We start from the raw sequence: 26,847 nt of genomic DNA on the forward strand, positions 1-26,847 counted from the left end.
CTTGAGCAGCAAATCAGCTAGTCCGACATCGCCCGCCTTGCCGGGCCAGATTGTTCTGGTCCTGCAGGGCGGCGGCGCGTTGGGCGCTTATCAACTGGGCGTGTACCAGGCCTTGCACGAAGCCGGCATCGAGCCGGATTGGGTGATCGGCACCTCCATCGGCGCGATCAATGGCGCCATCATCGCCGGTAATCCGCCCGAGCAGCGGCTGGACCGGCTGCGCGAGTTCTGGCATCGCATGGAGCGCAATGCCTTCGGCTTTTCCACCATGCCGCGCGCGATCGCCAATGCGATCACGGTGGGGCAGGGCATCCCGGCGTTTTTCGAACCTAACCTGGCCTCATGGTGGAATCCCGAGGCGCGCGTTGGGATCGAACACGCTTCCTTCTATCAGACCACCCCTTTGCGGAATACGCTGGAGGCGCTGGTCGATTTCGATTATCTCAATCAAAAGCAGATGCGCCTGACGGTCGGCGCGGTCAATGCGCGCAGCGGCGCGATGCGCTACTTCGACAGCAAGCAGGAGCCGCTGCGGGTCGAGCATGTGATGGCGTCGGGTGCATTGCCGCCGGCGTTTCCGGCAGTGCGCATCGACGGTCAGCCGTACTGGGATGGCGGCATCTACTCCAACACGCCGATCGAGGCAGTGCTTGACGACGAGCCGCGCCGCAGCTCGGTGATCTTCTCGGTGCAGGTGTGGAACCCGGACGGCAGCGAGCCTGAAAGCGTGCTCGATGTGCTGGACAAGCACAAGGAGATCCAGTACGCCAGCCGCGCCAGCAATATCGAACAGCAGCGCAAGCTGCACCGGCTGCGCCATGTGATCCGCGAGATGAGCAAGCATCTGTCGGCGGAGGAGGCGGCGTCGCCCGAGATGCGCGAGCTGGCGTCATGGGGCTGCGGCACCGACATGCACGTGGTGTCGCTGCGGGCGCCGCGCATCGGCAACGAAGACCACACCAAGGACATCGACTTCAGCGCCGCCGGCATCCGCGCGCGCTGGCAGGCCGGCTACGACGATACGCAGCGCTTCATTAAACTGCGGCCGTGGCAGCAGGCGGTCGATCCAATCGAGGGCATCGTGATCCACGAACTGCCATCATGAAAAAAACGACTGGAAAGTGGGAATTTAATTCATAAGCATGCAGTTTTCCTGATTCTATACTGAAACAAAAGAATGAGGAGAACCACCATGTATGAAGATCGCATTCGCCGCCCGGCGCTGATGAACAAAGTGATGAGCGCCGAACAGGCCGCCCTGTTATTCAAGGACGGCATGACGGTGGGCATGAGCGGCTTTACGCGCGCCGGAGACGCCAAGGCGCTGCCGGCAGCCCTGGTCGAACGCGCCCGCCACGGCAATCCGCTGCAACTGACGCTGCTGACCGGCGCTTCGCTCGGCAACGACAGCGACGGCCTGATGGCCAACGCCGGCGTGGTGGCGCGCCGCATGCCGTTCCAGGCCGACGCCGCGCTGCGCCGCAAGATCAATTCCGGCGAGGTGATGTTCATCGACCAGCACTTGTCGGAGACGGCCGAGCAGCTGCGTTCCGGCGACCTGAAAGGCATCGACATCGCGGTGATCGAGGCGGTGGCGATTACGGCCGATGGCGGCATCATTCCCACCATGTCGGTCGGGAACTCGGCCAACTTCGCGCAGCAGGCCGGCAAGGTGATCGTCGAGATCAACCTGAGCGCGCCGCTGGCGCTGGAAGGCTTCCACGATATTTATGTGCCGGCTGCGCGCCCGCACCGCGGCGCGATTCCTTTGACCACGCCGTGGGACCGCATCGGCGTCACCGAGATCACCGTCGATCCGGAGCGCATCGCCGCGATCGTGATTACCGATAGTCCGGACAGCCCGTCCAACGCGCTGCCGCCGGACGACGAGACCGACGCCATCGCGCGCCACATCATCACCTTCCTGGAAGGCGAAGTGAAAGCGGGGCGCATGGACCCGTCATTGCGTCCGCTGCAGGCGGGCATCGGCACCATCGCCAACGCGGTGCTGCATGGCCTGATCGATTCGCCGTTCCGCAATATGACGATGTTTTCGGAAGTGCTGCAGGACAGCGCGATCGAGCTGCTCGATTCCGGCCAGCTGATGATGGCGTCGGCATCGTCGATCACGCTGTCGGCCGCCATGCATCAGAAGTTCATCGACAATATCGAGCAGTACCGCGAACGCATCGTGCTGCGGCCGCAGGAGATCAGCAACCACCCGGAGATCGTGCGGCGGCTGGGCATCATCGCGCTGAATACGGCGCTGGAGTTCGACATTTACGGCAACGTCAATTCGACCCACGTCGGCGGCACGCACATGATGAACGGCATCGGCGGCTCGGGCGACTTTGCGCGCAATGGCCAGCTGTCGGTCTTCGTCAGCAAGTCGGTGGCCAAGGATGGCGCGATTTCCAGCGTGGTGCCGTTTGCCGCGCACGTTGACCACACCGAACATGATGTCGATATTCTGGTGACGGAGTGGGGCCTGGCCGACCTGCGTGGCCTGGCGCCACGCGAACGCGCGCCGCGCATCATCGAGAATTGCGCGCACCCGGATTACCGCCCGCAGCTGCGCGCTTATTTCGAGGAAGCGCTGCAAGGCGGCGGCCAGACGCCGCATGTGCTGGAGAAGGCATTGTCGTGGCACGCCCGCTATAAACGGGAAGGGAGCATGCTGGTAAAATAATGGTCATCTGCATTCACTTAACATTGGATCAACATGACCATCAAAATCAGCCAGAACTTCGACTCAGGTGCGATCGAAGTTGTGCGCGCGGACAGCGCAGCCTCCATCGAACTGAATCTGCGCAAGGATTCTCACGCTGACATCCATCAGTGGTTCCACTTCCGCGTGCAGGGCGCGCGTGGCCAGAAGCTGACCATGCGCTTCCTGAACGCCGGCCAGGCCACCTATGCCAAGGGCTACGAGGATTACCAGGCGGTGGCCAGCTACGACACCGAGAACTGGTTCCGCGTGCCCACCAGGTTCGATGGCGCGGTCATGACGATCGACCATACGCCGGATACCGACAGCATCTACTACGCTTACTTCGAGCCGTATTCTTTCGAGCGCCATCTGCGCCTGCTGGGCGAGGTGGGCGAGCATCCGCTGGCGCGCGTGCTGGACCTGGGTTCGACGGTCGATGGCCGCGATATGAATCTGGTGGTCATCGGCAAGCCGGAAGCGGAAAAGAAAATCTGGTTCATCGCGCGCCAGCATCCGGGCGAGTCGATGGCGGAATGGTTCATCGAAGGCCTGATCGATTCGCTGCTGGACGATGCCAACCCGATCGCCCGCAAGCTGCTGCAGCGCTGTGTGTTCTACATTGTGCCGAACATGAATCCGGACGGCTCGGTGCGCGGCAACCTGCGCACCAACGCGGCCGGCGCCAACCTGAATCGCGAGTGGATGACGCCTTCGGTGGAGCGCAGCCCGGAAGTGCTGTACGTGAAGCAGAAGATGCACGAAACCGGCATCGACATGTTCTTCGATATTCACGGTGATGAAGCGCTGCCGTACAACTTCGTGGCGGGTAACGAGATGCTGGAAAACTTCAGCGACGAGCGTCGCCAGAAGCAGCAGGCTTTCATTGATCGCTACAAGAATGCGACGCCGGACTTCCAGGATAAAGTCGGCTACGCGGCCAGCAAGTACAAGGAAGACATGCTGACGCTGGCCTCCAAGTACGTCGGTCATCACTTCGGCTGCCTGGCGCTGACGCTGGAGATGCCGTTCAAGGACAACGCCGATCTGCCGGACCCGCATGTGGGCTGGAATGGCGCGCGCAGTGCGGCGCTGGGCGCTTCGATCCTGCAGCCGATCCTGTTGTCGCTGGACGATTACTGATCGTGGGCGTCGAGATCGAACGCAAGTTCCTGCTGTCCGGCGATGGATGGATGGCGCTGGGCGAGCCGGTGTTTTTTCGCCAGGGCTATCTGTCGTCCAGCAAGGAGCGGGTGGTGCGCGTGCGCATCGAGGGCGAGCGGGCGGTGATCACGATCAAGAGCGCCAACAAGGGCGCTACGCGCGGCGAGTGGGAGTACGAGATCCCGGTCGCCGATGCGGCTGAGCTGCTGGATGGGTTGTGCGAGCGGCCGTTGATCGAGAAGTACCGCCGCCGCATTGCGTTCGCAGGCAATGTGTGGGAAGTGGATGAGTTCCTCGGCGTGAATGCCGGGCTGGTGGTGGCGGAGATCGAGTTGCGGTCGGAAGACCAGCAGTTCGACAAGCCCGACTGGATCGGCGAGGAAGTCACCGATGACCTGCGCTACCTCAACTCAAACCTGATTAAAAAGCCGTTCTCCACCTGGTAGGACGCTCGTTTTGTCCTAATCTACAGGGATGGACAACGAGGTTTCAGCGCTCAAGGCGCATATCGACGCGATCGTGCCGACGTTAGCGACGAAGGCCGACATTGAGATTTTCGGCGCCGGTCGTGGTGCAAGCGCCGCCGGCACAGGCGTTGCAGCCAGCGCAGAGCAATCAGCCGATCGTGATTTATCTATCGCCGCCGCAGTCCAAGTAAAAAGCCCCGTGAGGGGTAATGCGGTTAAGTTAAGCTGGAACTTCACATCGTCATTCCCGCGCAAGCGGGAATCCATAGGACGTCTGCCGGGCAAACGCAGCATGGATTCCCGCTTGCGCGGGAACGACGTTGCTAACTTAACGGCATTACCGTGAGGGGCTTTTGTTTTAGTGGAAGTGCTCGGTGCCAGTAGGCGCGTCTTCCGGCATTTCGGCGTGCGCCAGTTCGCCTTGCGGGTCGGCGAACAGCGGGGCGCCGCAGTCGTCGCAGAACTCGACCACATAGCGTTCGCTGATCTTCTTGACCTGCGTGACGCCGGCCTCGTTCAGGTGCGAAATGATGTCTTCCATCGGCGTCATCGGCTTCTGTTCCAGCGGGACGGCGCCGGGACCTTCGGGCGGCGTGCCTTCCTCATCTTCCTGGCCGTACAGCGGCCACACCACACCGTAGATCACATCGCTCGACGAACGCTGCGTGAAGGCCACGCGGTATTCGTCCACCTGGTTCTCGGCGCTTTCTTCGCCAAAGCCGGCGATCACCGCGCGCAGTTCGGACGGCTCCACGCCCAGCGTGTGCGTCAAATAGTGCACGGCGGCGCGGATCGACACCGGACGAATTTGCTTGTCCGCCTCGCGGCAGGCCATGTAATAGGCTTCCGGCAGCAGCAGTTCAACGCCGCAGCCCGGCAGCAGGCGGTTGACGGTTGGCGTGGCCTGCGCGCGCCATTGCTCCAGCGCGACGCCGCGTTCGACCGCGAAGTTGGCCTGGTGCGCCGGCATCTGCCAGCGGAACAGCGGGCCGCCGGCCGGCGCCACCACGGCCACCAGCAGGTAGCGGGTGTCGGCCAGGAACGGCGCGGTTTCCGGCACTTTGGTGTCCGCCTTCAGCGTCGTGCCTTTGACGGCGGCCTGCGCCAGCTTGTGCACTTTGCCGTACGTTTCCACGTGGCTGCGCGGCAGCTGGTCGATCGAGAACAGCGTCGGCGACACCGCCAGCTGCGTGCCGTCGGCCAGCAGGTGGGCGGAGAAGTGCGCCGTCAGCGTTTGCAGGATGTCGGCCGGAATGGCGCCGGAAGCGATGGCGAAGCGGGTCCAGGCCAGGATGGGCGCAGCCACCAGCAGCACGTCATACGCCTTGCTGACGCCGTCGGCGGTGTCGATGGCGATGTGGGCCGATTCGCTGGCCGCTTCCACGCTGTCCATCAGCACGTCGTAGGCGTTCAGGTCTTCCTTGAAAAGCGCGTTGAGGGTGGCGTCGACGGTGTCCTGGTGACCGGTTTTCAGGAGTTTCTGGAGCTGCGCATCGAGTGAGTGCTCCCAGGCCCGCTCTTCGATGCGACTGGCCGCCTGCCCGACTGCCTGGGCATAGGTGGCGAGGCGTTGGCTCTCGGAGGATAACTTGTGGGATGAAGCTTGTTTTGAACGACGCATCGCGCTAAGAGTCTCATAAAGGTGAATAAAACGGATCAGTCATGCAGATGATAACCCTTATGCCGTCTATTGTAGATCATTCGGCAAACGTGCATAAAAAAAGCCGGGCAAGCCCGGCTTTAGTGTGAAGCGGCTAACTTATCACGCTGCCAGCAGCTGACGCAGCACGAACGGCAGGATACCGCCGTGTTTGTAGTAGTCGACTTCGATCGGGGTGTCGATACGCAGCAGCACGGTGACGTCCTGGCTGGTGCCGTCGGCGCGGTGGATCACCAGGGTGGCCAGCTGTTGCGGCTTGATGTCGCCGTCCAGGCCCTTCAGGTCGAAGGTTTCCTTGCCGGTGATGCCCAGCGATTCGACCGAGTCGGTGCCGATGAATTGCAGCGGCAGCACGCCCATGCCGACCAGGTTGGAGCGGTGGATGCGCTCGAACGAACGCACGATCACCGCCTTCACGCCCAGCAGCTGGGTGCCCTTGGCAGCCCAGTCGCGCGACGAGCCGGTGCCGTACTCTTCGCCACCGAACACCATGGTCGGGGTGCCGGCTGCCACGTATTTCATGGCGGCGTCGTAGATCGACAACTGTTCGCCCGACGGCTGGTGAATCGTGATGCCGCCTTCGACTGCGGAACCGTCGGCTTTCGGCGGGATCATCTTGTTCTTGATGCGCACGTTGGCGAAGGTGCCGCGCATCATGATCTCGTGGTTGCCGCGGCGCGAGCCGTAGGAGTTGAAGTCGGCCTTCAGCACGCCGTTGTCCTTCAGCCACTTACCGGCCGGGCCGTCTTCCTTGATCGAGCCGGCCGGCGAGATGTGGTCGGTGGTGATCGAGTCGCCAAACACGCCCAGCGCGCGCGCGCCGCTGATGTTCGGGTTGGTCAGTTTCGGCGTCATCTCGAAGCCGTCGAAGAACGGTGGCTCGGCGATGTAGGTCGAGGCCGGCCAGTTGTAGACCTGGCCTTCGGTCGACGAGACGTGTTCCCACAGCTTGCCCGGGTTGCCCTTGACGTCGGCGTAGTTGGTCTTGAACACTTTCGAGTTCATCGCGAACTTCATCAGCTTGTCGATCTCTTTCGAGGTCGGCCAGATGTCGCCCAGGTACACGTCCTTGCCGTCCTTGCCCTTGCCAACCGGCTGGGTCATCAGGTCGACCGTCATGTTGCCGGCGATGGCGTAGGCCACCACCAGCGGTGGCGAGGCCAGGAAGTTGGAACGGATGTTCGGGTGGATCCGCGCTTCAAAGTTGCGGTTACCGGACAGCACCGCCGAAGCGACGATGTCGTTGCTGGTGATGGCGGCGTTCAGCTCCGGCGTCAGGTCGCCGGCGTTGCCGATGCAGGTGGTGCAGCCGTAGGCGGTGACGCCAAAGCCCAGTTGCTCCAGGTACGGCAGCAGGCCGGCGGCGGTCAGGTACTCGGTCACCACGCGCGAGCCGGGGGCCAGCGACGATTTGATGTGCGGCGCCACAGTCAGGCCGGCTTCCACGGCCTTCTTGGCCAGCAGGCCGGCGGCCAGCATCACGCTCGGGTTCGAGGTGTTGGTGCACGAGGTGATCGCAGCGATCAGCACGTCGCCGTTTTTCACGTTCAGGCCGTCGGTGGTGGTGTAGTTGTGGTTCAGGTCTTCCGGCTTTTTGTTGAAGCCGTTTTCGGAGGTCGGTTTCGAGAACAGTTCGGTGAAGTTGCTCTTCACGTTGCCGATTTCGATACGGTCCTGCGGACGCTTAGGGCCGGCCAGCGACGGCGTCACGCTCGACAGGTTCAGGTGCACCACGCGGGTGTAGTCGATGTCGCCGGCTTTCGGAATGCCGTACATGCCCTGGGCCTTGAAGTAGGCCTGGAAGGCGTCGATCTCGGCCTTGGTGCGGCCGGTGCCTTCGAAGTATTCGATGGTGGCGTCGTCGACCGGGAAGAAGCCCATGGTGGCGCCGTATTCCGGCGCCATGTTGCCGATGGTGGCGCGGTCGGTGACCGACAGCGTCTCGGTGCCTTCGCCGAAGAACTCGACGAACTTGCCGACGACTTTTTCCTTGCGCAGCAGTTCGGTGATGGTCAGCACCAGGTCGGTGGCGGTGCAGCCTTCGCGCAGCACGCCGGTCAGGTTGACGCCGATCACGTCCGGGGTCAGGAAGTAGACCGGCTGGCCCAGCATGCCGGCTTCCGCCTCGATGCCGCCGACGCCCCAGCCGACCACGCCGATGCCGTTGATCATGGTGGTGTGCGAGTCGGTGCCGACCAGCGAGTCAGGGTAGTACACGCCTTCGCTGTCCTTGTGGACGCCGCGCGCCAGGTATTCCAGGTTGACCTGGTGGACGATGCCGAAGCCCGGCGGCACCACGCCGAAGGTGTCGAAGGCTTGCATGCCCCATTTCATGAACTGGTAGCGCTCGTTATTGCGCGAGAATTCCAGCTTCATGTTCAGGTCCAGCGCTTGCGGCTCGCGGAAGTGGTCGATGGTGACCGAGTGGTCGACCACCAGGTCGACCGGCACCAGTGGCTCGATTTTCTTGGCGTTGATGCCCATCTTGTAGGCGACGTTGCGCATCGCGGCCAGATCGGCCAGCAGCGGCACGCCGGTGAAGTCCTGCAGCACCACGCGCGCGACCACGAACGGGATTTCATCGGTGCGCTCGCCGGTGGCGGCCCAGCTGGCGACCTGGCGCACGTGTTCTTCGGTGACTTTCTTGCCGTCGACGTTACGCAGGACGGACTCCAGCACCACGCGGATCGAAACCGGCAGGCGGGAGATTTTGGCGCCCAGGCTCTTTTCCAGGGCTGGCAGCGAGTAGAACTTCGCCTTCTTGCCCGAAATAGTGAATTCCTTCAGCGTGTTCAGAGTGTTGCGGGACATGACCTCTCCTTAGTGATGGGGTAGCGTCTATTACTATTATTGAAGTGAAGCGTGGTGCTGGTATTTACTGAATCGAGATCTTGGTGCTGGTCGGCTCGCCGGCTGCGGTCGATACCGGCTTGCGCTGTTCGGCGTCGCGGCATTCGTTGGCCAGCTGGCGGTTTTGCTTGGAGTCGAGCAGCATGCCCTTGGCCGGAATGCCGATCCAGATCAGGCCATACATCTTGTTTTCGAAGCGGTTGGCGCCGGTGGTGGTACCGACGCGGGTCAGGCGGTGCAGGCGCTTCTTCCAGCGCAGCGCGATGTGGCTGTCGTCGCTGGCGTTCTGGTAGATGGTGATCTTGTTGCCCAGTTCGCAGTCGAATTCGGTGGAGGCGGTATCGGTGATGACCGGCTCGTCTTCTTCCTCGTTCGGCGCTTTCGGCTCAGCGGCGGCCACCGGCTTGGCGGCGGCCTTCTTGGTGGACTTGGCGGCCGCCTTCTTGACGGTTTTCTTGGCTGGCGCGTCTTCGGCGTGGGCGCCGGCGGCCAGGGTCAACGAGGCCAGCGCGAGGCTGCAAGCCATGAATAATTTGGAAATGGACATCAGTGTGCTTCCTGTGGGAGATCGGTGGGTGTGCCGTTGAACAGCGCGGCCACGGATTCCGGCAAACTGAGGCCGGCCTGCCTGGCACGCTGTAAAACGGTCCAATAATATCGGTAGCTGGCGCGGTCATGCAAGCGTCCATGCTGGGCAATCGGGCCCCAGTGCGCGGCAGCGGCTTCGTGCAGGATGGCGGCGGCCTCGCTGACCTCGGACAGCCGGGGCGTAAACGTCTTGACGATCGGCTTGATCTGGTTCGGGTGGATGCTCCACATGCGCGTGTAGCCGAATTCGGCGGCGGCGCGCTGGGCATCGTTGGCGGCCACCGCCGTGTCCTTGATGTCGGTGGTGACGTTGTGCGACGGCACCTTGCCGTGTGCGTGGCAGGCGGCGGCGATTTCCAGCTTGGCGCGGGTCACCAGCGGATGGGTGAACTGGCCTGGCGTGCGCATCGCGCTGCCGGGAATCGCGCCGTAGTGGGCCGACACAAAATCCATGATGCCGAACGACAGGCACTGCACCTGCGGCAGGGCGGCGATGGCGTAGACGTCGTGCAGCGCACCGTGGGTCTCGATCAGCACGTGCACCGGCAAGTCCTTGCGGCCGGCCTTGGTGGCGTGGGTATTGATCAGCTTGATGGCGCGCGCCACTTCATCGACGCTCTGCACTTTCGGCAGGGCCAAGTAGGCCAGGCGCTGGGCGGCGGCGCAGATGATCTCGACGTCCTGCGCAAAGTAGGGGCTGTGCACATCGTGCACGCGGGCGCCGATGCGGTTGAATTTGTTGTCGTCGGATTGCAGCAGCTCGGCCACCAGGCGGGCGTGGGCCAGCTCGTTGCCGGCGCTGGCGCCGTCCTCGCAATCGAGGGTGATGTCGAACAAGGGGCCAAGTTCTTGTTGCAGGGCGATCGATTTGCGCATCAGCTTCTCGGAGCCGGCGTAGTGGTCGCAGGCCGGAAGGATGGCCGGCTGAAGATTACCCTGGAATAAAACCTCGGATGGATGCATGCTTGCTGGGTCGGCTGGCGAAATGACCGCCGCGCTGCTCTCGGCAGCGCGGCGGGTACGGCGGATCGGCGGTTTAACCGGTTCCACGTAAGGAGCGAAGCTTATGCAGGCAGCAGGTGCTTGACGCCTTCGCGCTCTTCGGTCAGTTCTTTCAGGGTCAGGTTGATGCGCTCTTGCGAGAATGCATCGATTTCCAGGCCTTGAACGATTTTGTATTCGCCGTTTTCGGTGGTGACCGGGAAGCCGAACACGATGCCTTCAGGGATGCCGTACGAACCATCCGATGGGATGCCCATGGTGGTCCACTTGCCGTTGGTGCCGACGTGCCAGTCATGGATGTGGTCGATGGCGGCGTTGGCGGCCGAAGCAGCCGACGACAGGCCACGCGCTTCGATGATGGCGGCGCCGCGTTTGCCGACGGTTGGCAGGAACACGTTGGCGTTCCATTCCTGGTCGTTGATCAGGTCTTTGACCGCCTTGCCGTTGACGGTCGCGAAGCGGTAGTCAGCGTACATGGTTGGCGAGTGGTTGCCCCAGACGGTCAATTTCTCGATGTCTTTGACGGCGGTGCCGGTCTTGGCAGCCACTTGCGACAGCGCGCGGTTGTGGTCCAGGCGCAGCATGGCGGTGAAGTTTTTGGCCGGCAGCGATGGCGCCGATTTCATGGCGATGTAGGCGTTGGTGTTGGCCGGGTTGCCGACCACCAGCACTTTGACGTTGCGCGAAGCAACTTGATCCAGGGCCTTGCCTTGGGCGGTGAAGATCTGGGCGTTGGCTTCCAGCAGGTCTTTGCGTTCCATGCCTGGGCCGCGTGGACGGGCGCCAACCAGCACGGCGTAGTCGACATCCTTGAAGGCGGTCAGCGGATCGCCGTGGGCGGTCATTTCGGTCAGCAGCGGGAATGCGCAGTCATCGATTTCCATCATGACGCCTTTCAGCGCCTTCTGTGCTTTTTCGTCAGGGATTTCCAGCAGTTGCAGGATGACCGGCTGGTCCTTGCCGAGCATGTCGCCGTTGGCGATGCGGAACAGCAGAGCGTAGCCGATTTGGCCGGCGGCGCCGGTAACAGCAACGCGCAATGGGGTTTTAGCCATGATGAATCTCCAAAGTGTGAAGTAACAAGTGCGTAACAGGTGCTTAAAAAGCGCGAACGACTTTGCGCTGGACCGTCGCCCGGTCCGGGAAAACGTAATCATACTGCAAAATTCGGCGCTTATAATCATCTGTATCCCATAAGCGTCGGCGGCGAGTGTAGGCGCGTCGCAACTATCTGTCAATCCTATCTTATGTCTTATATAAGACAGATAACTTATTGCCGTTTTTTCTGGACGGCACTGTGTATTTGTGGTGAAATCTTGGCCTATGAGTTCCGTGCCGCCAAATTCGAATAACAATCCCGCCGCCAGCAGTGCCGGCGGTGCGGCAACGGCATCGTCCAATGCGTCACCGACGTTCTCCCCGCTGTACCAGCAAATCAAGGCCTTGATCACCAAGAGTCTGCAGTCCGGCGAATGGAAGCCGGGCGAACTGATCCCTAGCGAAGTGGAACTGGCCAACCGGTTCAAGGTCAGCCAGGGCACCGTGCGTAAGGCGATCGACGAGCTGGCCGCCGAGAACCTGGTGATGCGCAAGCAGGGCAAGGGCACCTTCGTCTCCACCCACCATGAAGAACGGGCGCAGTTCCGCTTCCTGCGGCTGATGCCGGACGAAGGCGTGCCGCATCCGGGCGTCAGCCAGTTCATCGAAGTCAAGCGCATGCGCGCGCCGGCCGATGTGGCGCGCCTGCTCGATCTGAAGTCGGGCGACGCCGTGATCTTCATCAAGCGGGTGCAGCACTTCGACGGCGTGCCGACCATTGTCGAGGAAATCTGGCTGCCGGGCATCACCTTCAAGGGGCTGACGGCGGAGCGGCTGGAAGAATATAAAGGGCCGATGTACGGCCTGTTTGAATCCGAATTCGGCACGCGCATGATCCGTGCCACCGAAAAGATCCGCGCCGTGTGCGCTGCCGAAGGCGATGCCGTGCTGCTGAAGATTGCCGCCAACACGCCGCTGCTGGCGTCGGAGCGGGTGTCCTATACCTATGGCGACAAGCCGGTGGAGCTGCGCCGCGGCCTGTATTCGACCGAACGCCATCATTATCACAATGAATTGAATTGAAGGAGACAGGGCGCGCAGTCATACGCCTGTAGCATTGTTGCGCTGATAATACGTTGAGCTACGGAAAGTAGCCGCCAGCTGGTGTCGCCGACCACTATTTTTATTATATGTAACAATAGATATTGGTTGTAAGAGTGGAAATCGGCGAAAATCGCAGTCTCACCAAATTTTTGTATAAGCCTGAGGAGGTCTTGTTATGTCAGAAGCCGTAAGGGAAGCCCCTAAAAAAGAACGGCCGGAGTTCCGTAACATCCATGTTACCGAGCTGTCCAATTACCGCATGCCATTGGCATCCATCGTGTCCATCCTGCACCGCATCAGCGGCGTGTTGATGTTCGTGCTGCTGCCGTTCGTGCTGTATCTCTTGCAGAATTCGCTGCGCTCCGAGATCTCTTTCGCGTACTACGAAGGTTTCGTCACCTATCCGCTGGTTAAGCTGATCATCCTGGCCCTGAGCTGGGGCTTCCTGCACCACCTGTGCGCCGGCGTGCGCCACCTGGTGATGGACGCCCACATCGGCCTGGACAAGGATTCCGCGCGTAAATCGTCCGCCACCGTGCTGGTCATCAGCCTGGTCCTGACCGCGCTGGTCGCCCTGAAACTGTTTGGAGTGTTCTAATTATGTCGATTAACGATAACGGTATCGGTCCTAAGCGCCGCGTCGTCGGCGCCCATTACGGCATGCGCGACTGGCTGGCGCAACGCGTCACCGCCGTGCTGATGGTGTTGTACACCGCCATCCTGCTGATCTCTTTCCTGACTGGCCAGAACTTCACCTATGAAGGCTGGGCCGGCCTGTTCGCCCAGCAGTGGTTCAAACTGATCACGGCCGTGACCCTGATCGGCCTGTTCTACCACGCCTGGGTGGGCATGCGTGACGTCTGGATGGACTATGTACGCGCCCTCGGCCTGCGTCTGGCCCTGCAAATCGCCACCATGGCCTGGCTGATCGGCTGTGCCGTCTGGTCGATTCAAATTATCTGGAGTGTGTAATCGTGGCAGCTATTAAAACTGGAATTCCTACCCGCCGCTTTGACGCGGTCATCGTCGGCGCCGGCGGCTCCGGCATGCGCGCATCGCTGCAACTGGCCGAAGCCGGCCTGAACGTGGCCGTGCTGTCGAAAGTCTTCCCGACCCGCTCGCACACCGTGGCGGCGCAGGGCGGCATCGGCGCTTCGCTGGGCAATATGGCCGAAGACAACTGGTTCTGGCATATGTTCGACACCGTCAAGGGTGGCGACTACCTGGGCGACCAGGATGCGATCGAATTCATGTGCCGTGAAGCACCGAAGGTCGTCTACGAGCTGGAACACTTCGGCATGCCGTTCGACCGTAACCCGGACGGCACCATTTACCAGCGTCCGTTCGGCGGCCACACCGCCAACTTCGGCGAAAAAGCCGTGCAACGCGCTTGCGCCGCTGCCGACCGCACCGGTCACGCGCTGCTGCACACGCTGTACCAGCGTAACGTCAAGGCGCGCACCCACTTCTTCGTCGAGTGGATGGCGCTGGACCTGATCCGCGACGCCGAAGGCGACGTGGTCGGCGTGGTCGCGCTGGAAATGGAAACCGGCGAAACCATGATCCTGGAAGCCAAGACCACCATCTTCGCCACCGGCGGCGCGGGCCGTATCTTCGCCGCTTCGACCAACGCCTTCATCAACACCGGCGACGGCATGGGCATGGCGGCACGCGCCGGCCTGCCGCTGCAGGACATGGAATTCTGGCAGTTCCACCCGACCGGCGTGGCCGGCGCCGGCGTCCTCATTACCGAGGGTGTGCGCGGTGAGGGCGGTATCCTGATCAACTCGGAAGGCGAACGCTTCATGGAGCGCTATGCGCCGACGCTGAAAGACCTGGCGCCGCGCGACTTCGTGTCCCGTTCGATGGACCAGGAGATCAAGGAAGGCCGCGGGGTCGGTCCGAACAAGGATCACGTGCTGCTGGACCTGCGCCACATCGGCAAGGAAACCATCGAGAAGCGTCTGCCGTCGATTCTGGAAATCGGCCACAAGTTCGCCAACGTCGATGCGACCAAGGAACCCATCCCGGTCGTGCCAACCATCCACTACCAGATGGGCGGCATCCCGACCAACATCCACGGCCAGGTGGTCACGCCAAACGGCGACGGCACGCAGAAAGTGGTCAACGGCCTGTACGCGATCGGCGAATGCGCCTGCGTCTCGGTGCACGGCGCCAACCGTCTGGGCACCAACTCGCTGCTGGATCTGCTGGTATTCGGCCGCGCTGCCGGTAACCACGTGGTGGCATCGAACCTGAAGCAGAAGGAAAACAAGCCGCTGCCGAAAGACGCCGCCGACTTCGCGCTGAACCGTCTGAACGCGCTGGAAACCTCGACCGGCACCGAAAAAGTGCAGGGCGTCGCCAACGACATCCGCGCCACCATGCAGAAATACTGCGGCGTGTTCCGTACCGACGAGATGCTGAACAAAGGCGTGGAAGAGATCCTGAAGCTCGACGAGCGCCGCAAGCATGTTTCGTTCAAGGACAAGTCGAAAGTGTTCAACACCGCCCGCGTGGAAGCGCTGGAACTGGACAACCTGATCGAAACCGCGAAAGCCACCATGGTCTCGGCCGCCGCCCGCAAGGAATCGCGCGGCGCCCACGCCCAGGATGACCACCCGCACCGCGACGACGACAACTGGATGAAGCACACTCTGTGGTACTCGGAAGGCAACCGACTGGATTACAAAGCCGTCGTGACCAAGCCGCTGACGGTCGATACCTTCAAACCGAAACCACGTACTTTCTAAGGCTATAACCATGGCACGCACTCTGAAACTGAAAATTTACCGTTACGATCCGGACCGTGACGCCAAGCCGTACATGCAGGACGTCACCGTCGAACTGAAAGACACCGACAAGATGCTGCTGGACGCGCTGCAACGCATCAAGTCCGACGTCGATGACTCGCTGGCCCTGCGCCGCTCGTGCCGCGAAGGCGTGTGCGGTTCGGACGCGATGAACATCAACGGCAAGAACGGTCTGGCCTGCACCACCAACCTGAACGAGCTGAGCGAGCCGATCGTGCTGCGTCCGCTGCCAGGCCTGCCGGTGATCCGCGACCTGATCGTCGACATGACCCAGTTCTTCAAGCAGTACGATTCGATCAAGCCATACCTGATCAACGATTCGATCCGCCCGGAGAAGGAGCGTCTGCAGACGCCGGAACAGCGCGAAGAACTCGACGGCCTGTACGAGTGCATCCTGTGCGCCTGCTGCTCGACCTCGTGCCCGTCGTTCTGGTGGAATCCGGACAAGTTCGTCGGCCCGGCCGGCCTGCTGCAAGCCTACCGCTTCATCGCCGATTCGCGCGACGAAGCCACCGGCCAGCGCCTGGACAACCTGGAAGATCCGTACCGCCTGTTCCGCTGCCACTCGATCATGAACTGCGTCGATGTCTGCCCTAAGGGTCTGAACCCGAACAAGGCCATCGGCAAGATCAAAGAGCTGATGGTACGCCGCGCGATCTAAGTCGGCCGGTCGTCCCCGCGCAGGCGGGGACCCATGCCGAGTATGGATTCCCGCCTGCGCGGGAATGACGGCAGTGTTCCTTAGAGTAGTCGCTCCAGACGCATGGGAGCACAACGTGTAAAGTAGCAAACTATGGAAACGAATCACTCTGCGCATCAGTCCGACCCAGCCAACCGCTCGCGCCTGCGCTGGCGTGCCCGCCGCGGTCTGCTGGAAAACGACATCATCCTCACCCGTTTTCTGGATGCGCACGAAACCGAATTGACCGACGACGAAGTGGACGCATTCACGCGGCTCCTCGACTTGTCGGACAATGACCTGATGGATCTGGTACTGGCCCGTAAAGAGCCACGAGGCGACACCGACCTGCCGCACGTTCACGCGTTGTTGCAGCGGCTGCGCCTGGCGTAGTCACACACCCAGTTTCTTTTACATGCATCATCTCTCCAAGAAGGAAGAGTCCATGAATATCTCTGATAACAAAGCCACTCTCTCGTTCTCCGATGGCAGCCCATCGGTCGAATTCCCGATTTACAAAGGCACTGTCGGTCCGGACGTGATCGACATTCGCAAGCTGTACGCCGGCACCGGCAAGTTCACCTACGATCCAGGCTTCATGTCGACCGCAGCGTGCAACTCGTCGATCACCTACATCGACGGCGACAAGGGCGAACTGCAATACCGCGGCTACCCGATCGAACAGCTGGCCGTCAACGCCGACTTCATGGAATCGTGCTACCTGCTGCTGAACGGCGAACTGCCGAACGCGGTGCAGAAAGAACAATTCGTTGAGACCGTGACCAAGCACACCATGGTGCACGAGCAGATGCAATTCTTCTTCCGCGGCTTCCGTCGCGACGCGCACCCGATGTCGGTGCTGGTCGGCACCGTCGGTGCGCTGGCCTCGTTCTACCACGACTCGCTGGACATCAACGACGCCGAACAGCGTGAAATCTCGGCCATCCGTCTGATCGCCAAGATGCCAACCCTGGTGGCGATGGCGTACAAGTACTCGATGGGCCAGCCATTCATGTACCCGCGCAACGACCTGTCGTACTCGGCCAACTTCATGCGCATGATGTTCGGCAATCCGTGCGAAGAATACAAAGTCAACGACGTGCTGGTGCGCGCGCTGGACCGTATCCTGATCCTGCACGCCGACCACGAACAGAATGCTTCGACCTCGACCGTGCGTCTGGCCGGTTCGTCGGGCGCCAACCCGTTCGCCTGTATCGCTGCCGGTATCGCCTGCCTGTGGGGCCCTGCCCACGGCGGCGCCAACGAAGCGGCACTGAACATGCTGAAAGAAATCGGCTCGGTCGACAACATTCCTGCCTTCATCGCCCAGGTGAAAGACAAGAACTCCGGCGTCAAGCTGATGGGCTTCGGTCACCGCGTCTACAAGAACTTCGACCCACGCGCCAAGCTGATGCGTGAAACCTGCTACGAAGTGCTGGAAGAGCTGGGCCTGCAAGACGACCCACTGTTCAAGCTGGCGATGGAACTGGAAAAGATTGCACTGAACGACGAATACTTCGTGTCGCGCAAACTGTACCCGAACGTCGACTTCTACTCGGGCATCGTGCAATCGGCGCTGGGCATCCCGGTGTCGCTGTTCACCGGTATCTTCGCGATGGCACGCACCATCGGCTGGATCGCCCAGTGGAACGAAATGATCGCCGATCCGGAACAGAAAATCGGCCGTCCACGTCAACTGTTCGTCGGCGCTACCGTGCGCGACGTGCCACCGCTGGACAAGCGTTAATCTGCGGATTGACGTCGCAATAAAAAACGGGCTTCGGCCCGTTTTTTTTCGTCGTGCGTCGAGAGCGTTGTCTACTTGATCTGCGCCAGCACCTCGACCACCGCCTGGGTGACGGCGTCGGGTTTGTCGCCTTGGATGCCGTGCGATGCGCCGGGCACGACGCGTTGTTTACCTTTGCTGGATAAGGCGGCGAGTTCTTTGTGGATTTTCTCGTTCTCGTCTTCCAGTGCCTTGTTGTCGGCGCTTTGCGGCTTGGACGGATCCATGTAGGGACTTACACCGCGCGTCAAGACGACCAGCGGCAGGTCGCCGAACGGCTTGCGCAGGGCGCGCAACTGATTGTCGCTGGTGTCGTAGGCGTTGGCTTCGTCGACCCGCGTGCGCCAGTAGGATTTGGTCAGCATGGTCGCCTTGACCTGCTTGCCCAGGACCGGGCCGAAGTATTGCGCCGGGTCGCCGATGCAGCTGTCGGCCGCGTCGCTGCCGGGCTTCATGCCTTTGTTCGCAGCGGCCAGACACTGCTGGTCGTGCTCCTTGACCATCGCGTAGAACTTGTTGATGTTGCCTTGTGACGCTTTGTTGCTGCGCGTGGTTTCATCTTCGCTCTGCGGCTCGACCAGCACCAGGCCCTTCACCTCCCCAGGGTAGCGATAGGTGTACACCTGCACATTGCTGCCGCCTAAAGAATTGCCGACCAATAGATACGGCGGCTTGATGCCCGCCACCGACAAGGCTTTGTGCAGATCCTCGGCGGCGTTTTCCGAGGTGTTGGGACGGGGTGCAGGATCGCTGAAGCCGAAACCGGCGCGGTCATAGGTGCAGGCGCGCGTGTGCCTGGCCACCTCGGGCTGGACCTTGAACCACGCCCAGCCGGCATCGCCCGCCGGGCCGTCGAAGATCACCGTCGTGCTGCCCGTGCCGGCGCAGAAAAGATTGATGTGACGGCCGCCGATGTCGACGCGCTGATGTGGCTTGGCGAAGGCGTCGCTAGCGGGGAGTGCTGCGGCATGTGCCAGCAGCGGCAGGAAAACAGGGAACGCACAAACGAATTTCGTCATTTGAACCAGAGTCATATGCTTTGATTTTCCTGCAGCAGTTGGTGGAAGATGGCGCGGCTGTCGTCGTCGATGCGGAGAAATTGGACGCCGGTTTTGAAGCCCAGTTCGGCGTCGGGATCGCTGTAGACAATCTGGCCCATGGCCAGCACATTGTGATCGGTGTCGCCCAGCTGCACCTTGAACGACACCGCGCAGTATTGCGCCAGACGCAGCTGGCTGTCGGTTTGCAGGCTGATGCCGCCGTGGGACAGGTCCAGCGTCTGGACGGTATGACGGGTCTCGTCGGTCATGGTCAGCGTGGCCGGCTGGCGGACCGTCTGGCGTCGGGCTGTGCGGGCTTTCTGCGTCATGATGCTACTGGAAGTTTGATTATGGAAAGATTATCACACTCTTCCATTGCGGCGGTCAGGACGTAACACCAATAGCCACCAACACAACACTCCGAGCGTCAATTGGGGCAAGTTGAACAGGAATTTGTCGAGCGTGACGTCGCGCCGCTGCGGCCAGGCGCTGTTGGCGGTCTCGGCGATGATGTTGGTGTGATAGAAGCACGCCGCCAGCAGGAACAGCGCAGCGATGCCCCAGATGGCCGGCAGGCTGGTAACGCGATGACGCAGCAGCGCCGCCACCGGATAGATCAGCACGCAGCAGAACACGTAAGCGAATAGATTGGCCGGCAGGTTGGCCAGATCGAAGTGCGGCAGCACCACCGGCACTGCGCAAATCGCAACGGCCAGCATGACGGCAATGACGGGGTGGGCCAACTCAGGCCAGGAGTTGAAGCGGTTGTTCATTGTTCTAGTGATAGTAGCAAGGCTGTCATTGTAGTGCTACTTTTTTGCAGCTGGCTGAACTTGTTCGCTAGAGACTGGTCAAAGTTGAATATGCTAAGGTGGTAGGTGTCTTAGGAGGTGATATGAATAAGTCTGGCACTTCTCAACTTACTGTTTTGCTGGAAGCTGAGATTAAACAGAAACTGGAGATGCTTGCCGAGGTGAGAGGCCAGACAGCGGAACAGCTGGCTTCCGAGGCGATTGTGCGATTTCTCGGACATGCAGAAAAAATGACTGCCGCCGAGCAGGCTGCTCTGGAGAGCTGGGAGCATTACAAGGCGACCGGGCTGCACCTTACAATGGCGGAAGCCGATACTTGGCTGGCACAGCTGGAGGAGGGGCATGATGTAGAGCCGCCCCCATGTCATCGCTAATCTGGTCAGTCGCCGCACTCGCGGACGTGCAGCGGCTATGTGAGGCATCAGCGTGAGTGTCAGCCCTAGCTTTACTTTTCCTGGTCCAGCAAGGCCTGAATTTCTTCGCGTTCTTTTTTGCTGACGTGGCCGCCGCGCAGGGCGGCCAGGACCAGGGCTTTGCCGGAGCCGGCGAAGGCTTTCTGGATCAGGTCTTTCAGCAGGTTGGTCTGGACCGAGTCCTGTTCCTGCACTGGCGAGTAGACGTGGGCGCGCTGGCTTTCGTCGCGGTTCAGCAGGCCTTTGGTGTGCATCACTTGCAGCACGCGCAGCACGTTGGCGTAGCTGGTGTCCGGACGCGTCTCCACCGCAGCTTCGTGCACTTGCCGCGCCGTGGCGGGACCGAGCGCGAACAGCAGGCGCAACATCTCCAGCTCGGCAGCGGTCGGTTTGGGCAGATTGGTACTCATGGATGTAGAATAAAATATCTAGAACGGATTGTCTAGCTGTTCTTTGATGTCGTTGAAGCGCGGCTGGCCTCGCTGGCAGGCGACTTGTAATTCACGCAACGCCGGCGGCGCGCTGTCGCTGCGGTCCAGCAGTTCTTCCAGCAGGTTGCCGAAGGCGCGCACTTCCAGCGTTTCCAGCGCGGCGGCTTGCGGGCCGGCCGGGTCGTAGAACGAGGCGGCGCCGAAGTCGCCCAGCAAGGTGTTGCCGTGCTCGTCGTGCAGGATGTTGTGGCCGTACAGGTCGCCGTGCAGGATGCCGTGCGCGTGCAATTGCGCGGCGGCGGAGGCGATGCCACGCGCGATGCGCAACGCGGCGGCCAGCTGGAAGCGTTTGCCATCGGCGTAGATGTCGCGGGTACAGCTGTCCAGGCTGGGCGGCCCGGCCAGGTTGTGGAAGGCCGGCGAGATCAGCGACATCACCAGGCCGTGTGCGCCGTCGGGATGGCCTTCAACATGGCCCAGGATGGGAATCAGGTTGGCATGCGCGCCGGCGCCGAGGCAGGCGGCCATTTCGCTCAGCGGCGAGCCGTCGCTGGTCATCGCGCCTTTGAAGAGTTTGACGGCGACCGGTTCGGCGGCGTCAGTACCACGTTGCCAGTCGGCGCGGTAGATGACACCGGATGCGCCTTCGCCCAGCTTGTCGCGCAGCGTCAGCGCGGCCCAGTCGATCGCGGCCGATGGCGTGTGGACCAGCGCGTCTTCCTGCAGCTCACTGAAGGGATTGCCGGCATAAGCCAGCCACGTCAGGCGCGGCAGCGACAGCAGCCAGTCCGGCAGCGCGCTCAGCTGGTTGCTGGCGATGCGCAGCAGTTCCAGTTTGTGCAGCTGCGCCATGGCGTCGGGCAGGGCGCGCAGGCGGTTCCCGGCCAGCATCAGCTTCTGCAACTGCGGACGTTCGCCCAGCGCAGCCGGCAATTCTTCAATCTGGTTATCGGTCAGCACCAGCCAGCGCAGTTGCGGCGGCAGCGCGGCGGCCGGCACATCGCGGATCTGGTTAGCCTTGAAGCCGACCATGGTCAGCGCCGCGCAGCCGCCCACGGCCACCGGCAGTTCGGTAAATTGATTGTCCGAGCAGAACAGGATGCGCAGCTTGTGCAGCCGGTGCAAGTCGTCCGGCAGCGACGTCAGGGCATTGCCGGTCAGATCGAGGATTTCCAGCGTATCGGCTAGCGCAAAGATTTCGCGCGGGAATTCGGTGAGGCCGCAGCGCATCGACAGGCGTTGGACGCCGGCCAGCGCGCCGCTGCGCAACTGCTGCAGAGTGTGCATGAGAGGGGACGGTAAAGACGACGGCGCAGTGTATCACTTCACCGCCGTCGTTGGCGGCCGCTTAGCCCCTGGGCTTACCACTTCATTTCGCCCTTGGCGACCTTGGCGCTGATGTCCAGTGCGCTTTCCAGGCCGGCGCTCGGGTACAGCGCTTTCATGCGGGCGATCAGCGCGGCCGAGTTGGCGGCCTTGGCGGTTTCCGCTTCAAACTTGACCAGATAGTCGTGCGTGTAGCTGACCGATTCCGGCGTCAGCGGCAGGCCCGGCGCGAAGTGGCCCGGCACCACGGTCACTGGCTTCAGGGCGGCGATGCTGTCCAGCGTGGCCAGCCATTGCTTGCGCGCGGCCGGCGTCTGCGCATCGGCGGTCCACACGTGCAGGCCGTTGAACACGGCGACGCCGCCCACCACTGCCTTGATCGACGGAATCCAGACGTAGTGCTGTTCGATCTTCAGTTTCTGGCCTTCCAGCGTCAGGTCGCCTTTCAGCGGCTGCGGCACGATCACTTCTTTCGGCGCGTTGTCCTTCAGGATCGGGCCCCAGTAGGCGACCTTGGCGTCCTTCTTGGCCTGGATGCCGGCGATGACGTGCGGCAGCGCGACCACCTTGGCGTCGGGGAAGGCGGCGTGGATCACGTCCAGGCCGAAGTAGTAGTCCGGGTCGTCATGGCTGATGTAGACAGTGGTCAGGTGCTTGCCGCTGGCCTTGATCTTTTCGGCCAGTTTCACCGCCTCGGCGCGCGAGAACTGGGCGTCGACCAGCACTGCGTCCTTGTCGCCGGTCACCAGTACCGAGGCCACCGGGAAGATGGCGGCTTCGCCGGGATTGAATACTTCGAGCTTCAGCGGCGCCGCCTGGGCGCTGATGGTGGTGGCGAGGGCGGCGGTCAGCAGGGCTTGTTTGAACATGGTCACTCCGGAAAAGTAAGAATGACGCCATCTTAAATTTCTCAATCCGATAGAAAAATACGGTAATCTGGCTTTGTTAATTGCATAAATCGGACGAATCATGGATCGCATTACCGCCGCCCGCGTGTTTGTCAGCATTGCCGAGCGCGGCAGCATGATCGGCGCCGCCGACGCGCTCGACATGTCGCGCGCCATGGTCACCCGCTATCTGGCCGAGATGGAGGCCTGGGCCGGGGCGCGTCTGCTGCATCGCAGCACCCGGCGGCTAAGCCTGACCGACGCCGGCGACCTGACGCTGGCGCGTTGCCGCCGCATGCTGGACCTGGCCGACGATATGGCGGTGTCCGCCGGCGTCGATGCCGACACGCCGCACGGCTTGCTGCGCATCACCTGTTCGCAGGCGCTGGCGCAGGCCGAGCTGCTGGGCGCCGTCAGCACTTTCCTGACGCGCTACCCGCGCACCTCGGTCGACCTGCAGATGAGCAACCGTGCCGTCAACCTGATCGAGGAGCGCATCGACCTGGCGCTGCGCGTCACCAACACGCTGGAACCGAACCTGATCGCGCGCCAGCTGGGCGTGTGCGAGTCGGTGGTGTGCGCCGCACCATCGTATCTGGCGGCGCACGGCACGCCCCAACTGCCGCAAGACCTGGCCGGCCACAACTGCCTGACCTACACCTATTTCGGCAAGAGCCTGTGGCAGTTCACCGACGCCGACGGCGCGGCGCTGTCCGTACCGGTCAGCGGCAACCTGTCGGCCAACGAGGACTTCATCGTGCTGAAGGCGGCGGAGCAGGGCGGCGGGATTGCGCTGCAACCGCTGTACAGCGCCGGCCCGCTGATCCTAGAGGGCAAGCTGGTGGCGTTGCTTCCTGGATACACTCCCTTAAGCATGGGAATCTATGGTATTTACACGTCGCGCCAGCACATGTCGCCAGCCCTGCGTGCCATGCTGGACTTATTGCTAACGTGGTTTGCCAGTGGGCAGCAAAGCGAGCATCGGCGCGGCTTAAGTTAGCATTAATGCTGCAAGTTTCATCGGTATTTTTCCGCACATATGGTTGTTGGGATACAATACCGGTGCTATGCTGAAGGACCTGTTTTAGGTAACACCCGAACAAAAGCCCTTCCCCCACAACTTGATGTGCAATCCGCTAACCGGTCAGGCCGTGTCGCGGAAGGTTAGACCAACCCGCTAATTCCTCGCGAAACGCGAAGAAAGGTGAGCAAGAATGATGCAACAATATACGTCCAACTCCTACCTGTTTGGTGGGAACGCCCCGTACGTTGAAGAACTGTACGAAGCGTATCTGAACAACCCAGGCTCGGTGCCAGACAACTGGCGCGCCTACTTCGACGCCATGCAACACGTGCCGGCTGTCGATGGTTCCAATAAACCGGACGTCGCCCACGCCTCCGTCATCGCCTCTTTCGCCGAGCGCGCCAAAGCAGGTCCAATCCGCACCGTTACCGCCTCGGCTGATGCCGAAATGGGCCGCAAACGTGTCGCCGTGACCCAGCTGATCGCCGCTTACCGCTATCTGGGTTCGCGCTGGGCCAACCTGGATCCGCTGCAACGCCAGGAGCGCCCAAGCATCCCTGAGCTGGAGCCAAGCTTCTACGGCTTCACCGACGCCGACATGGACACCGTGTTCAACGTCAGCAATACCTACTTTGGGCCAGAGACCGCGACCCTTCGCGACCTGCTCAATTTCCTGCGTGATACCTACACCCGTTCGATCGGCGCAGAGTACATGTACATTTCCGACCCGGCCGAAAAACGCTGGCTGCAAGAACGTCTGGAGTCGATCCGCTCGACCCCGAACTTCACCCCGGAAAAGAAAAAACACATCCTGGAGCGTCTGACTGCGGCCGAAGGCCTGGAACGTTACCTCCACACCAAGTACGTCGGCCAGAAGCGTTTCTCGCTGGAAGGCGGCGAAACCTTCATCGCGTCGATCGACGAGATCATCCAGCGCGCCGGTGAAAAAGGCGTGCAAGAGATCGTGATCGGCATGGCCCACCGCGGCCGTCTGAACGTGCTGGTCAACACCCTGGGCAAAGCGCCTAAAGACCTGTTCGAAGAATTCGAAGGCAAGCACGGCGACGACCTGCCAGCCGGTGACGTCAAATACCACCAGGGCTTCTCGTCGGACATCTCGACTGTTGGCGGTCCGGTCCACCTGTCGCTGGCGTTCAATCCATCGCACCTGGAAATCGTCAACCCGGTGGTGGAAGGTTCGGTCAAAGCCCGTATGGATCGCCGCGGCGACCACGGCGGCAAACAAGTGTTGCCGATCCTGGTACACGGCGATGCCGCATTCGCCGGCCAGGGCGTGGTCATGGAAACGCTGAATCTGGCGCAGACCCGTGGCTACGGCACCGGCGGTACCGTGCACATCGTCATCAACAACCAGATCGGTTTCACCACCTCCGACCCACGCGACGCCCGTTCGACAATCTACTGCTCGGACGTGGTCAAGATGATCGAGGCGCCGGTGCTGCACGTCAACGCCGATGATCCGGAAGCCACCGTGCTGGCATCGCAAATCGCGATGGACTACCGCACCGAGTTCGGCAAGGACATCGTGGTCGACATCATCTGCTACCGCAAACTGGGCCACAACGAGCAGGACACCCCGGCGCTGACCCAGCCGCTGATGTACAAGAAAATCGGCCAGCACCCAGGCACCCGCAAGCTGTACGCCGACAAACTGGTGGCCCAGACCGTGATTCCGGCCGATGGCGGCGAACAGCTGCAAGCCGCCTTCCGCGACGCGATGGACGCCGGCAAGCACACCGTCGATCCAGTCATCTCCAACTTCAAGAACAAGTACGCGGTCGACTGGCTGCCGTTCCTGAACAAGAAATGGACCGACGCTGCCGACACCGCCGTGCCGCTGACCGAACTGAAACGTCTGGCCGCGCGCATCACCAGCGTGCCGGAAGGCTTCAAGGTCCACTCGCTGGTCGAGAAGGTGCTGGGCGACCGCGCTGCCATGGGCCGTGGCGAACTGAACCTGGACTGGGGCATGGGCGAACACCTGGGCTTCGCGTCGCTGGTATCGTCGGGCTACGCCATCCGCCTGACCGGTCAGGACGCCGGCCGCGGCACCTTCACCCACCGTCACGCCGTGCTGCACGATCAGAACCGTGAGCGTTGGGATGCCGGCACCTACGTGCCGCTGCAAAACGTCGCTGACGGCCAGGCGCCGTTCACCGTGATCGACTCGGTGCTGTCGGAAGAGGCAGTGCTGGGCTTCGAATACGGCTACTCGACCGCAGAACCAAACACGCTGACCATCTGGGAAGCCCAGTTCGGCGACTTCGTCAACGGCGCGCAAGTGGTGATCGACCAGTTCATCAGCTCCGGCGAAGTGAAGTGGGGCCGCGCTTCGGGTCTGGTGATGCTGCTGCCACACGGCTATGAAGGCCAGGGTCCGGAGCACTCGTCGGCACGTCCAGAGCGTTTCCTGCAACTGTGCGCAGACAACAATATGCAAGTGGTGCAGCCAACCACCGCGTCGCAGATCTTCCACGTGCTGCGTCGTCAGATGGTGCGTCAGTTCCGCAAGCCGCTGGTGGTCATGACGCCGAAATCGCTGCTGCGTAACAAGGATGCCGGTTCGCCGCTGTCGGAACTGGCCAAAGGCGCGTTCCAGACCGTGATCGGCGAAGTCGACGAGAAAATCGACGCCAAAAAAGTCAAACGCGTGATCGCCTGCTCGGGCAAGGTCTACTACGACCTGGTCAACGCGCGCAAAACCCGCGGCCAGACCGATACCGCCATCGTGCGTATTGAGCAGCTGTATCCGTTCCCGCACAAGGCCTTCGCCGCCGAACTGAAAAAGTTCCCGGCACTGGCCGAAGTGGTATGGGCGCAGGATGAGCCGCAGAATCAGGGCCCATGGTTCCAGATTCAGCACAACATCTTCGAGAGCCTGGATGCTGGTCAACGTCTGGCCTACGCCGGCCGTCCAGCTTCGGCATCGCCAGCCGTCGGTTACTACGACAAGCATTACGCTCAACAGAAAGAGCTGCTGGAAACCGCCTTCTCGAAGCTGAAGGGCTTCATCCTCACCAAGTAATCACACATTG

At 61.7% G+C, this 26,847-nt stretch carries 26 protein-coding genes; 15 read left to right on the forward strand and 11 right to left on the reverse strand.

The window, feature by feature from the left end; translation table 11 throughout:
* Nucleotide 1: 1 nt before the first annotated feature.
* From GTP55_RS06160 to GTP55_RS06180, 5 genes are all read left to right on the forward strand, one after another.
* The gene (locus tag GTP55_RS06160; RefSeq protein WP_229257765.1) at nt 2-1,105 is read left to right on the forward strand and encodes a patatin-like phospholipase family protein; all 1,104 of its coding nucleotides are present in this window, start codon (nt 2-4) and stop codon (nt 1,103-1,105) included.
* 87 nt (nt 1,106-1,192) lie between these two features.
* Nucleotides 1,193-2,689, forward strand: coding sequence for a succinyl-CoA:acetate CoA-transferase ScpC (scpC, locus tag GTP55_RS06165; protein WP_161044061.1), 1,497 nt, complete (start codon nt 1,193-1,195; stop codon nt 2,687-2,689).
* 33 nt (nt 2,690-2,722) lie between these two features.
* Nucleotides 2,723-3,850: a M14 family metallopeptidase gene (locus GTP55_RS06170; RefSeq protein WP_161044062.1), complete on the forward strand. Its 1,128-nt coding sequence runs from the start codon at nt 2,723-2,725 to the stop codon at nt 3,848-3,850.
* A 2-nt stretch (nt 3,851-3,852) separates the two neighbouring features.
* Nucleotides 3,853-4,317 carry a CYTH domain-containing protein gene (locus GTP55_RS06175; protein ID WP_161044063.1) on the forward strand — a complete coding sequence of 155 codons (465 nt, stop codon included), beginning with the start codon at nt 3,853-3,855 and terminating at the stop codon, nt 4,315-4,317.
* Between the two features lie 28 nt (nt 4,318-4,345).
* Nucleotides 4,346-4,684, forward strand: a complete 339-nt coding sequence (locus GTP55_RS06180) for a hypothetical protein (protein ID WP_161044064.1) — start codon at nt 4,346-4,348, stop codon at nt 4,682-4,684.
* A gap of 12 nt (nt 4,685-4,696) precedes the next feature.
* On the opposite strand, the gene GTP55_RS06185 is transcribed toward GTP55_RS06180, so the two are convergent.
* From GTP55_RS06185 to GTP55_RS06205, 5 genes are all read right to left on the reverse strand, one after another.
* Nucleotides 4,697-5,959 (reverse strand): DUF2863 family protein, encoded by a 1,263-nt coding sequence (locus GTP55_RS06185; protein ID WP_161044065.1) that lies wholly within the window; start codon nt 5,957-5,959, stop codon nt 4,697-4,699.
* A gap of 141 nt (nt 5,960-6,100) precedes the next feature.
* On the reverse strand, nt 6,101-8,809 hold the full coding sequence (acnA, locus tag GTP55_RS06190; protein ID WP_161044066.1) for an aconitate hydratase AcnA: 2,709 nt from the start codon (nt 8,807-8,809) through the stop codon (nt 6,101-6,103).
* 64 nt (nt 8,810-8,873) lie between these two features.
* Complete coding sequence (locus GTP55_RS06195; RefSeq protein WP_161044067.1) at nt 8,874-9,395, reverse strand: hypothetical protein; 522 nt, start codon at nt 9,393-9,395, stop codon at nt 8,874-8,876.
* On the reverse strand, nt 9,395-10,399 hold the full coding sequence (locus tag GTP55_RS06200; RefSeq protein WP_161044260.1) for an HpcH/HpaI aldolase/citrate lyase family protein: 1,005 nt from the start codon (nt 10,397-10,399) through the stop codon (nt 9,395-9,397). The genes GTP55_RS06195 and GTP55_RS06200 overlap by 1 nt, the downstream gene beginning before the upstream one ends.
* A gap of 101 nt (nt 10,400-10,500) precedes the next feature.
* Complete coding sequence (locus tag GTP55_RS06205) at nt 10,501-11,493, reverse strand: malate dehydrogenase (protein WP_161044068.1); 993 nt, start codon at nt 11,491-11,493, stop codon at nt 10,501-10,503.
* A 268-nt stretch (nt 11,494-11,761) separates the two neighbouring features.
* Between GTP55_RS06205 and GTP55_RS06210 the strand changes: the two genes are divergently transcribed.
* From GTP55_RS06210 to gltA, 7 genes are all read left to right on the forward strand, one after another.
* Nucleotides 11,762-12,559: a GntR family transcriptional regulator gene (locus tag GTP55_RS06210; protein ID WP_161044069.1), complete on the forward strand. Its 798-nt coding sequence runs from the start codon at nt 11,762-11,764 to the stop codon at nt 12,557-12,559.
* A gap of 196 nt (nt 12,560-12,755) precedes the next feature.
* Nucleotides 12,756-13,178 carry a succinate dehydrogenase, cytochrome b556 subunit gene (gene sdhC / locus GTP55_RS06215; RefSeq protein WP_161044070.1) on the forward strand — a complete coding sequence of 141 codons (423 nt, stop codon included), beginning with the start codon at nt 12,756-12,758 and terminating at the stop codon, nt 13,176-13,178.
* A 2-nt stretch (nt 13,179-13,180) separates the two neighbouring features.
* Nucleotides 13,181-13,552, forward strand: a complete 372-nt coding sequence (gene sdhD / locus GTP55_RS06220) for a succinate dehydrogenase, hydrophobic membrane anchor protein (protein ID WP_161044071.1) — start codon at nt 13,181-13,183, stop codon at nt 13,550-13,552.
* Nucleotides 13,553-13,554: 2 nt separating this feature from the next.
* On the forward strand, nt 13,555-15,333 hold the full coding sequence (gene sdhA / locus GTP55_RS06225; protein WP_110849105.1) for a succinate dehydrogenase flavoprotein subunit: 1,779 nt from the start codon (nt 13,555-13,557) through the stop codon (nt 15,331-15,333).
* Between the two features lie 10 nt (nt 15,334-15,343).
* Nucleotides 15,344-16,054 carry a succinate dehydrogenase iron-sulfur subunit gene (locus GTP55_RS06230; protein ID WP_161044072.1) on the forward strand — a complete coding sequence of 237 codons (711 nt, stop codon included), beginning with the start codon at nt 15,344-15,346 and terminating at the stop codon, nt 16,052-16,054.
* Between the two features lie 132 nt (nt 16,055-16,186).
* Nucleotides 16,187-16,465 (forward strand): FAD assembly factor SdhE, encoded by a 279-nt coding sequence (locus GTP55_RS06235; RefSeq protein WP_161044073.1) that lies wholly within the window; start codon nt 16,187-16,189, stop codon nt 16,463-16,465.
* Nucleotides 16,466-16,517: 52 nt separating this feature from the next.
* Nucleotides 16,518-17,819 carry a citrate synthase gene (gene gltA / locus GTP55_RS06240; protein WP_110849102.1) on the forward strand — a complete coding sequence of 434 codons (1,302 nt, stop codon included), beginning with the start codon at nt 16,518-16,520 and terminating at the stop codon, nt 17,817-17,819.
* Between the two features lie 71 nt (nt 17,820-17,890).
* On the opposite strand, the gene GTP55_RS06245 is transcribed toward gltA, so the two are convergent.
* Genes GTP55_RS06245 through GTP55_RS06255 form a run of 3 tightly spaced genes read right to left on the reverse strand, consistent with a single transcriptional unit; the run spans nt 17,891 to nt 19,671 of the window.
* Nucleotides 17,891-18,877 carry an alpha/beta fold hydrolase gene (locus GTP55_RS06245; protein ID WP_229257766.1) on the reverse strand — a complete coding sequence of 329 codons (987 nt, stop codon included), beginning with the start codon at nt 18,875-18,877 and terminating at the stop codon, nt 17,891-17,893.
* An 11-nt stretch (nt 18,878-18,888) separates the two neighbouring features.
* On the reverse strand, nt 18,889-19,227 hold the full coding sequence (locus GTP55_RS06250; protein WP_161044075.1) for a PilZ domain-containing protein: 339 nt from the start codon (nt 19,225-19,227) through the stop codon (nt 18,889-18,891).
* Between the two features lie 33 nt (nt 19,228-19,260).
* Nucleotides 19,261-19,671, reverse strand: a complete 411-nt coding sequence (locus GTP55_RS06255) for a hypothetical protein (RefSeq protein WP_161044076.1) — start codon at nt 19,669-19,671, stop codon at nt 19,261-19,263.
* Between the two features lie 122 nt (nt 19,672-19,793).
* Between GTP55_RS06255 and GTP55_RS06260 the strand changes: the two genes are divergently transcribed.
* Nucleotides 19,794-20,084: a CopG family transcriptional regulator gene (locus GTP55_RS06260; RefSeq protein WP_161044077.1), complete on the forward strand. Its 291-nt coding sequence runs from the start codon at nt 19,794-19,796 to the stop codon at nt 20,082-20,084.
* 71 nt (nt 20,085-20,155) lie between these two features.
* Here the strand turns inward: GTP55_RS06260 and GTP55_RS06265 are convergent, their stop codons facing one another.
* The 3 genes from GTP55_RS06265 to GTP55_RS06275 all read right to left on the reverse strand — a co-directional run bounded on the left by GTP55_RS06265 (nt 20,156) and on the right by GTP55_RS06275 (nt 22,749).
* Complete coding sequence (locus GTP55_RS06265) at nt 20,156-20,533, reverse strand: BlaI/MecI/CopY family transcriptional regulator (protein WP_161044078.1); 378 nt, start codon at nt 20,531-20,533, stop codon at nt 20,156-20,158.
* Nucleotides 20,534-20,551: 18 nt separating this feature from the next.
* Nucleotides 20,552-21,841, reverse strand: coding sequence for a leucine-rich repeat-containing protein kinase family protein (locus GTP55_RS06270; protein ID WP_161044079.1), 1,290 nt, complete (start codon nt 21,839-21,841; stop codon nt 20,552-20,554).
* A 74-nt stretch (nt 21,842-21,915) separates the two neighbouring features.
* Nucleotides 21,916-22,749: an MBL fold metallo-hydrolase gene (locus GTP55_RS06275; RefSeq protein WP_161044080.1), complete on the reverse strand. Its 834-nt coding sequence runs from the start codon at nt 22,747-22,749 to the stop codon at nt 21,916-21,918.
* A 100-nt stretch (nt 22,750-22,849) separates the two neighbouring features.
* Between GTP55_RS06275 and GTP55_RS06280 the strand changes: the two genes are divergently transcribed.
* A complete protein-coding gene (locus GTP55_RS06280; protein ID WP_161044081.1) occupies nt 22,850-23,767 on the forward strand; it encodes a LysR family transcriptional regulator in 918 nt (305 codons plus the stop codon).
* A 214-nt stretch (nt 23,768-23,981) separates the two neighbouring features.
* Nucleotides 23,982-26,837, forward strand: a complete 2,856-nt coding sequence (locus GTP55_RS06285) for a 2-oxoglutarate dehydrogenase E1 component (RefSeq protein ID WP_161044082.1) — start codon at nt 23,982-23,984, stop codon at nt 26,835-26,837.
* The last annotated feature ends 10 nt before the right edge of the window (nt 26,838-26,847 follow it).

This window comes from Duganella margarita (assembly GCF_009857535.1).
In the GTDB taxonomy this organism is placed as follows: domain Bacteria; phylum Pseudomonadota; class Gammaproteobacteria; order Burkholderiales; family Burkholderiaceae_D; genus Rugamonas; species Rugamonas margarita.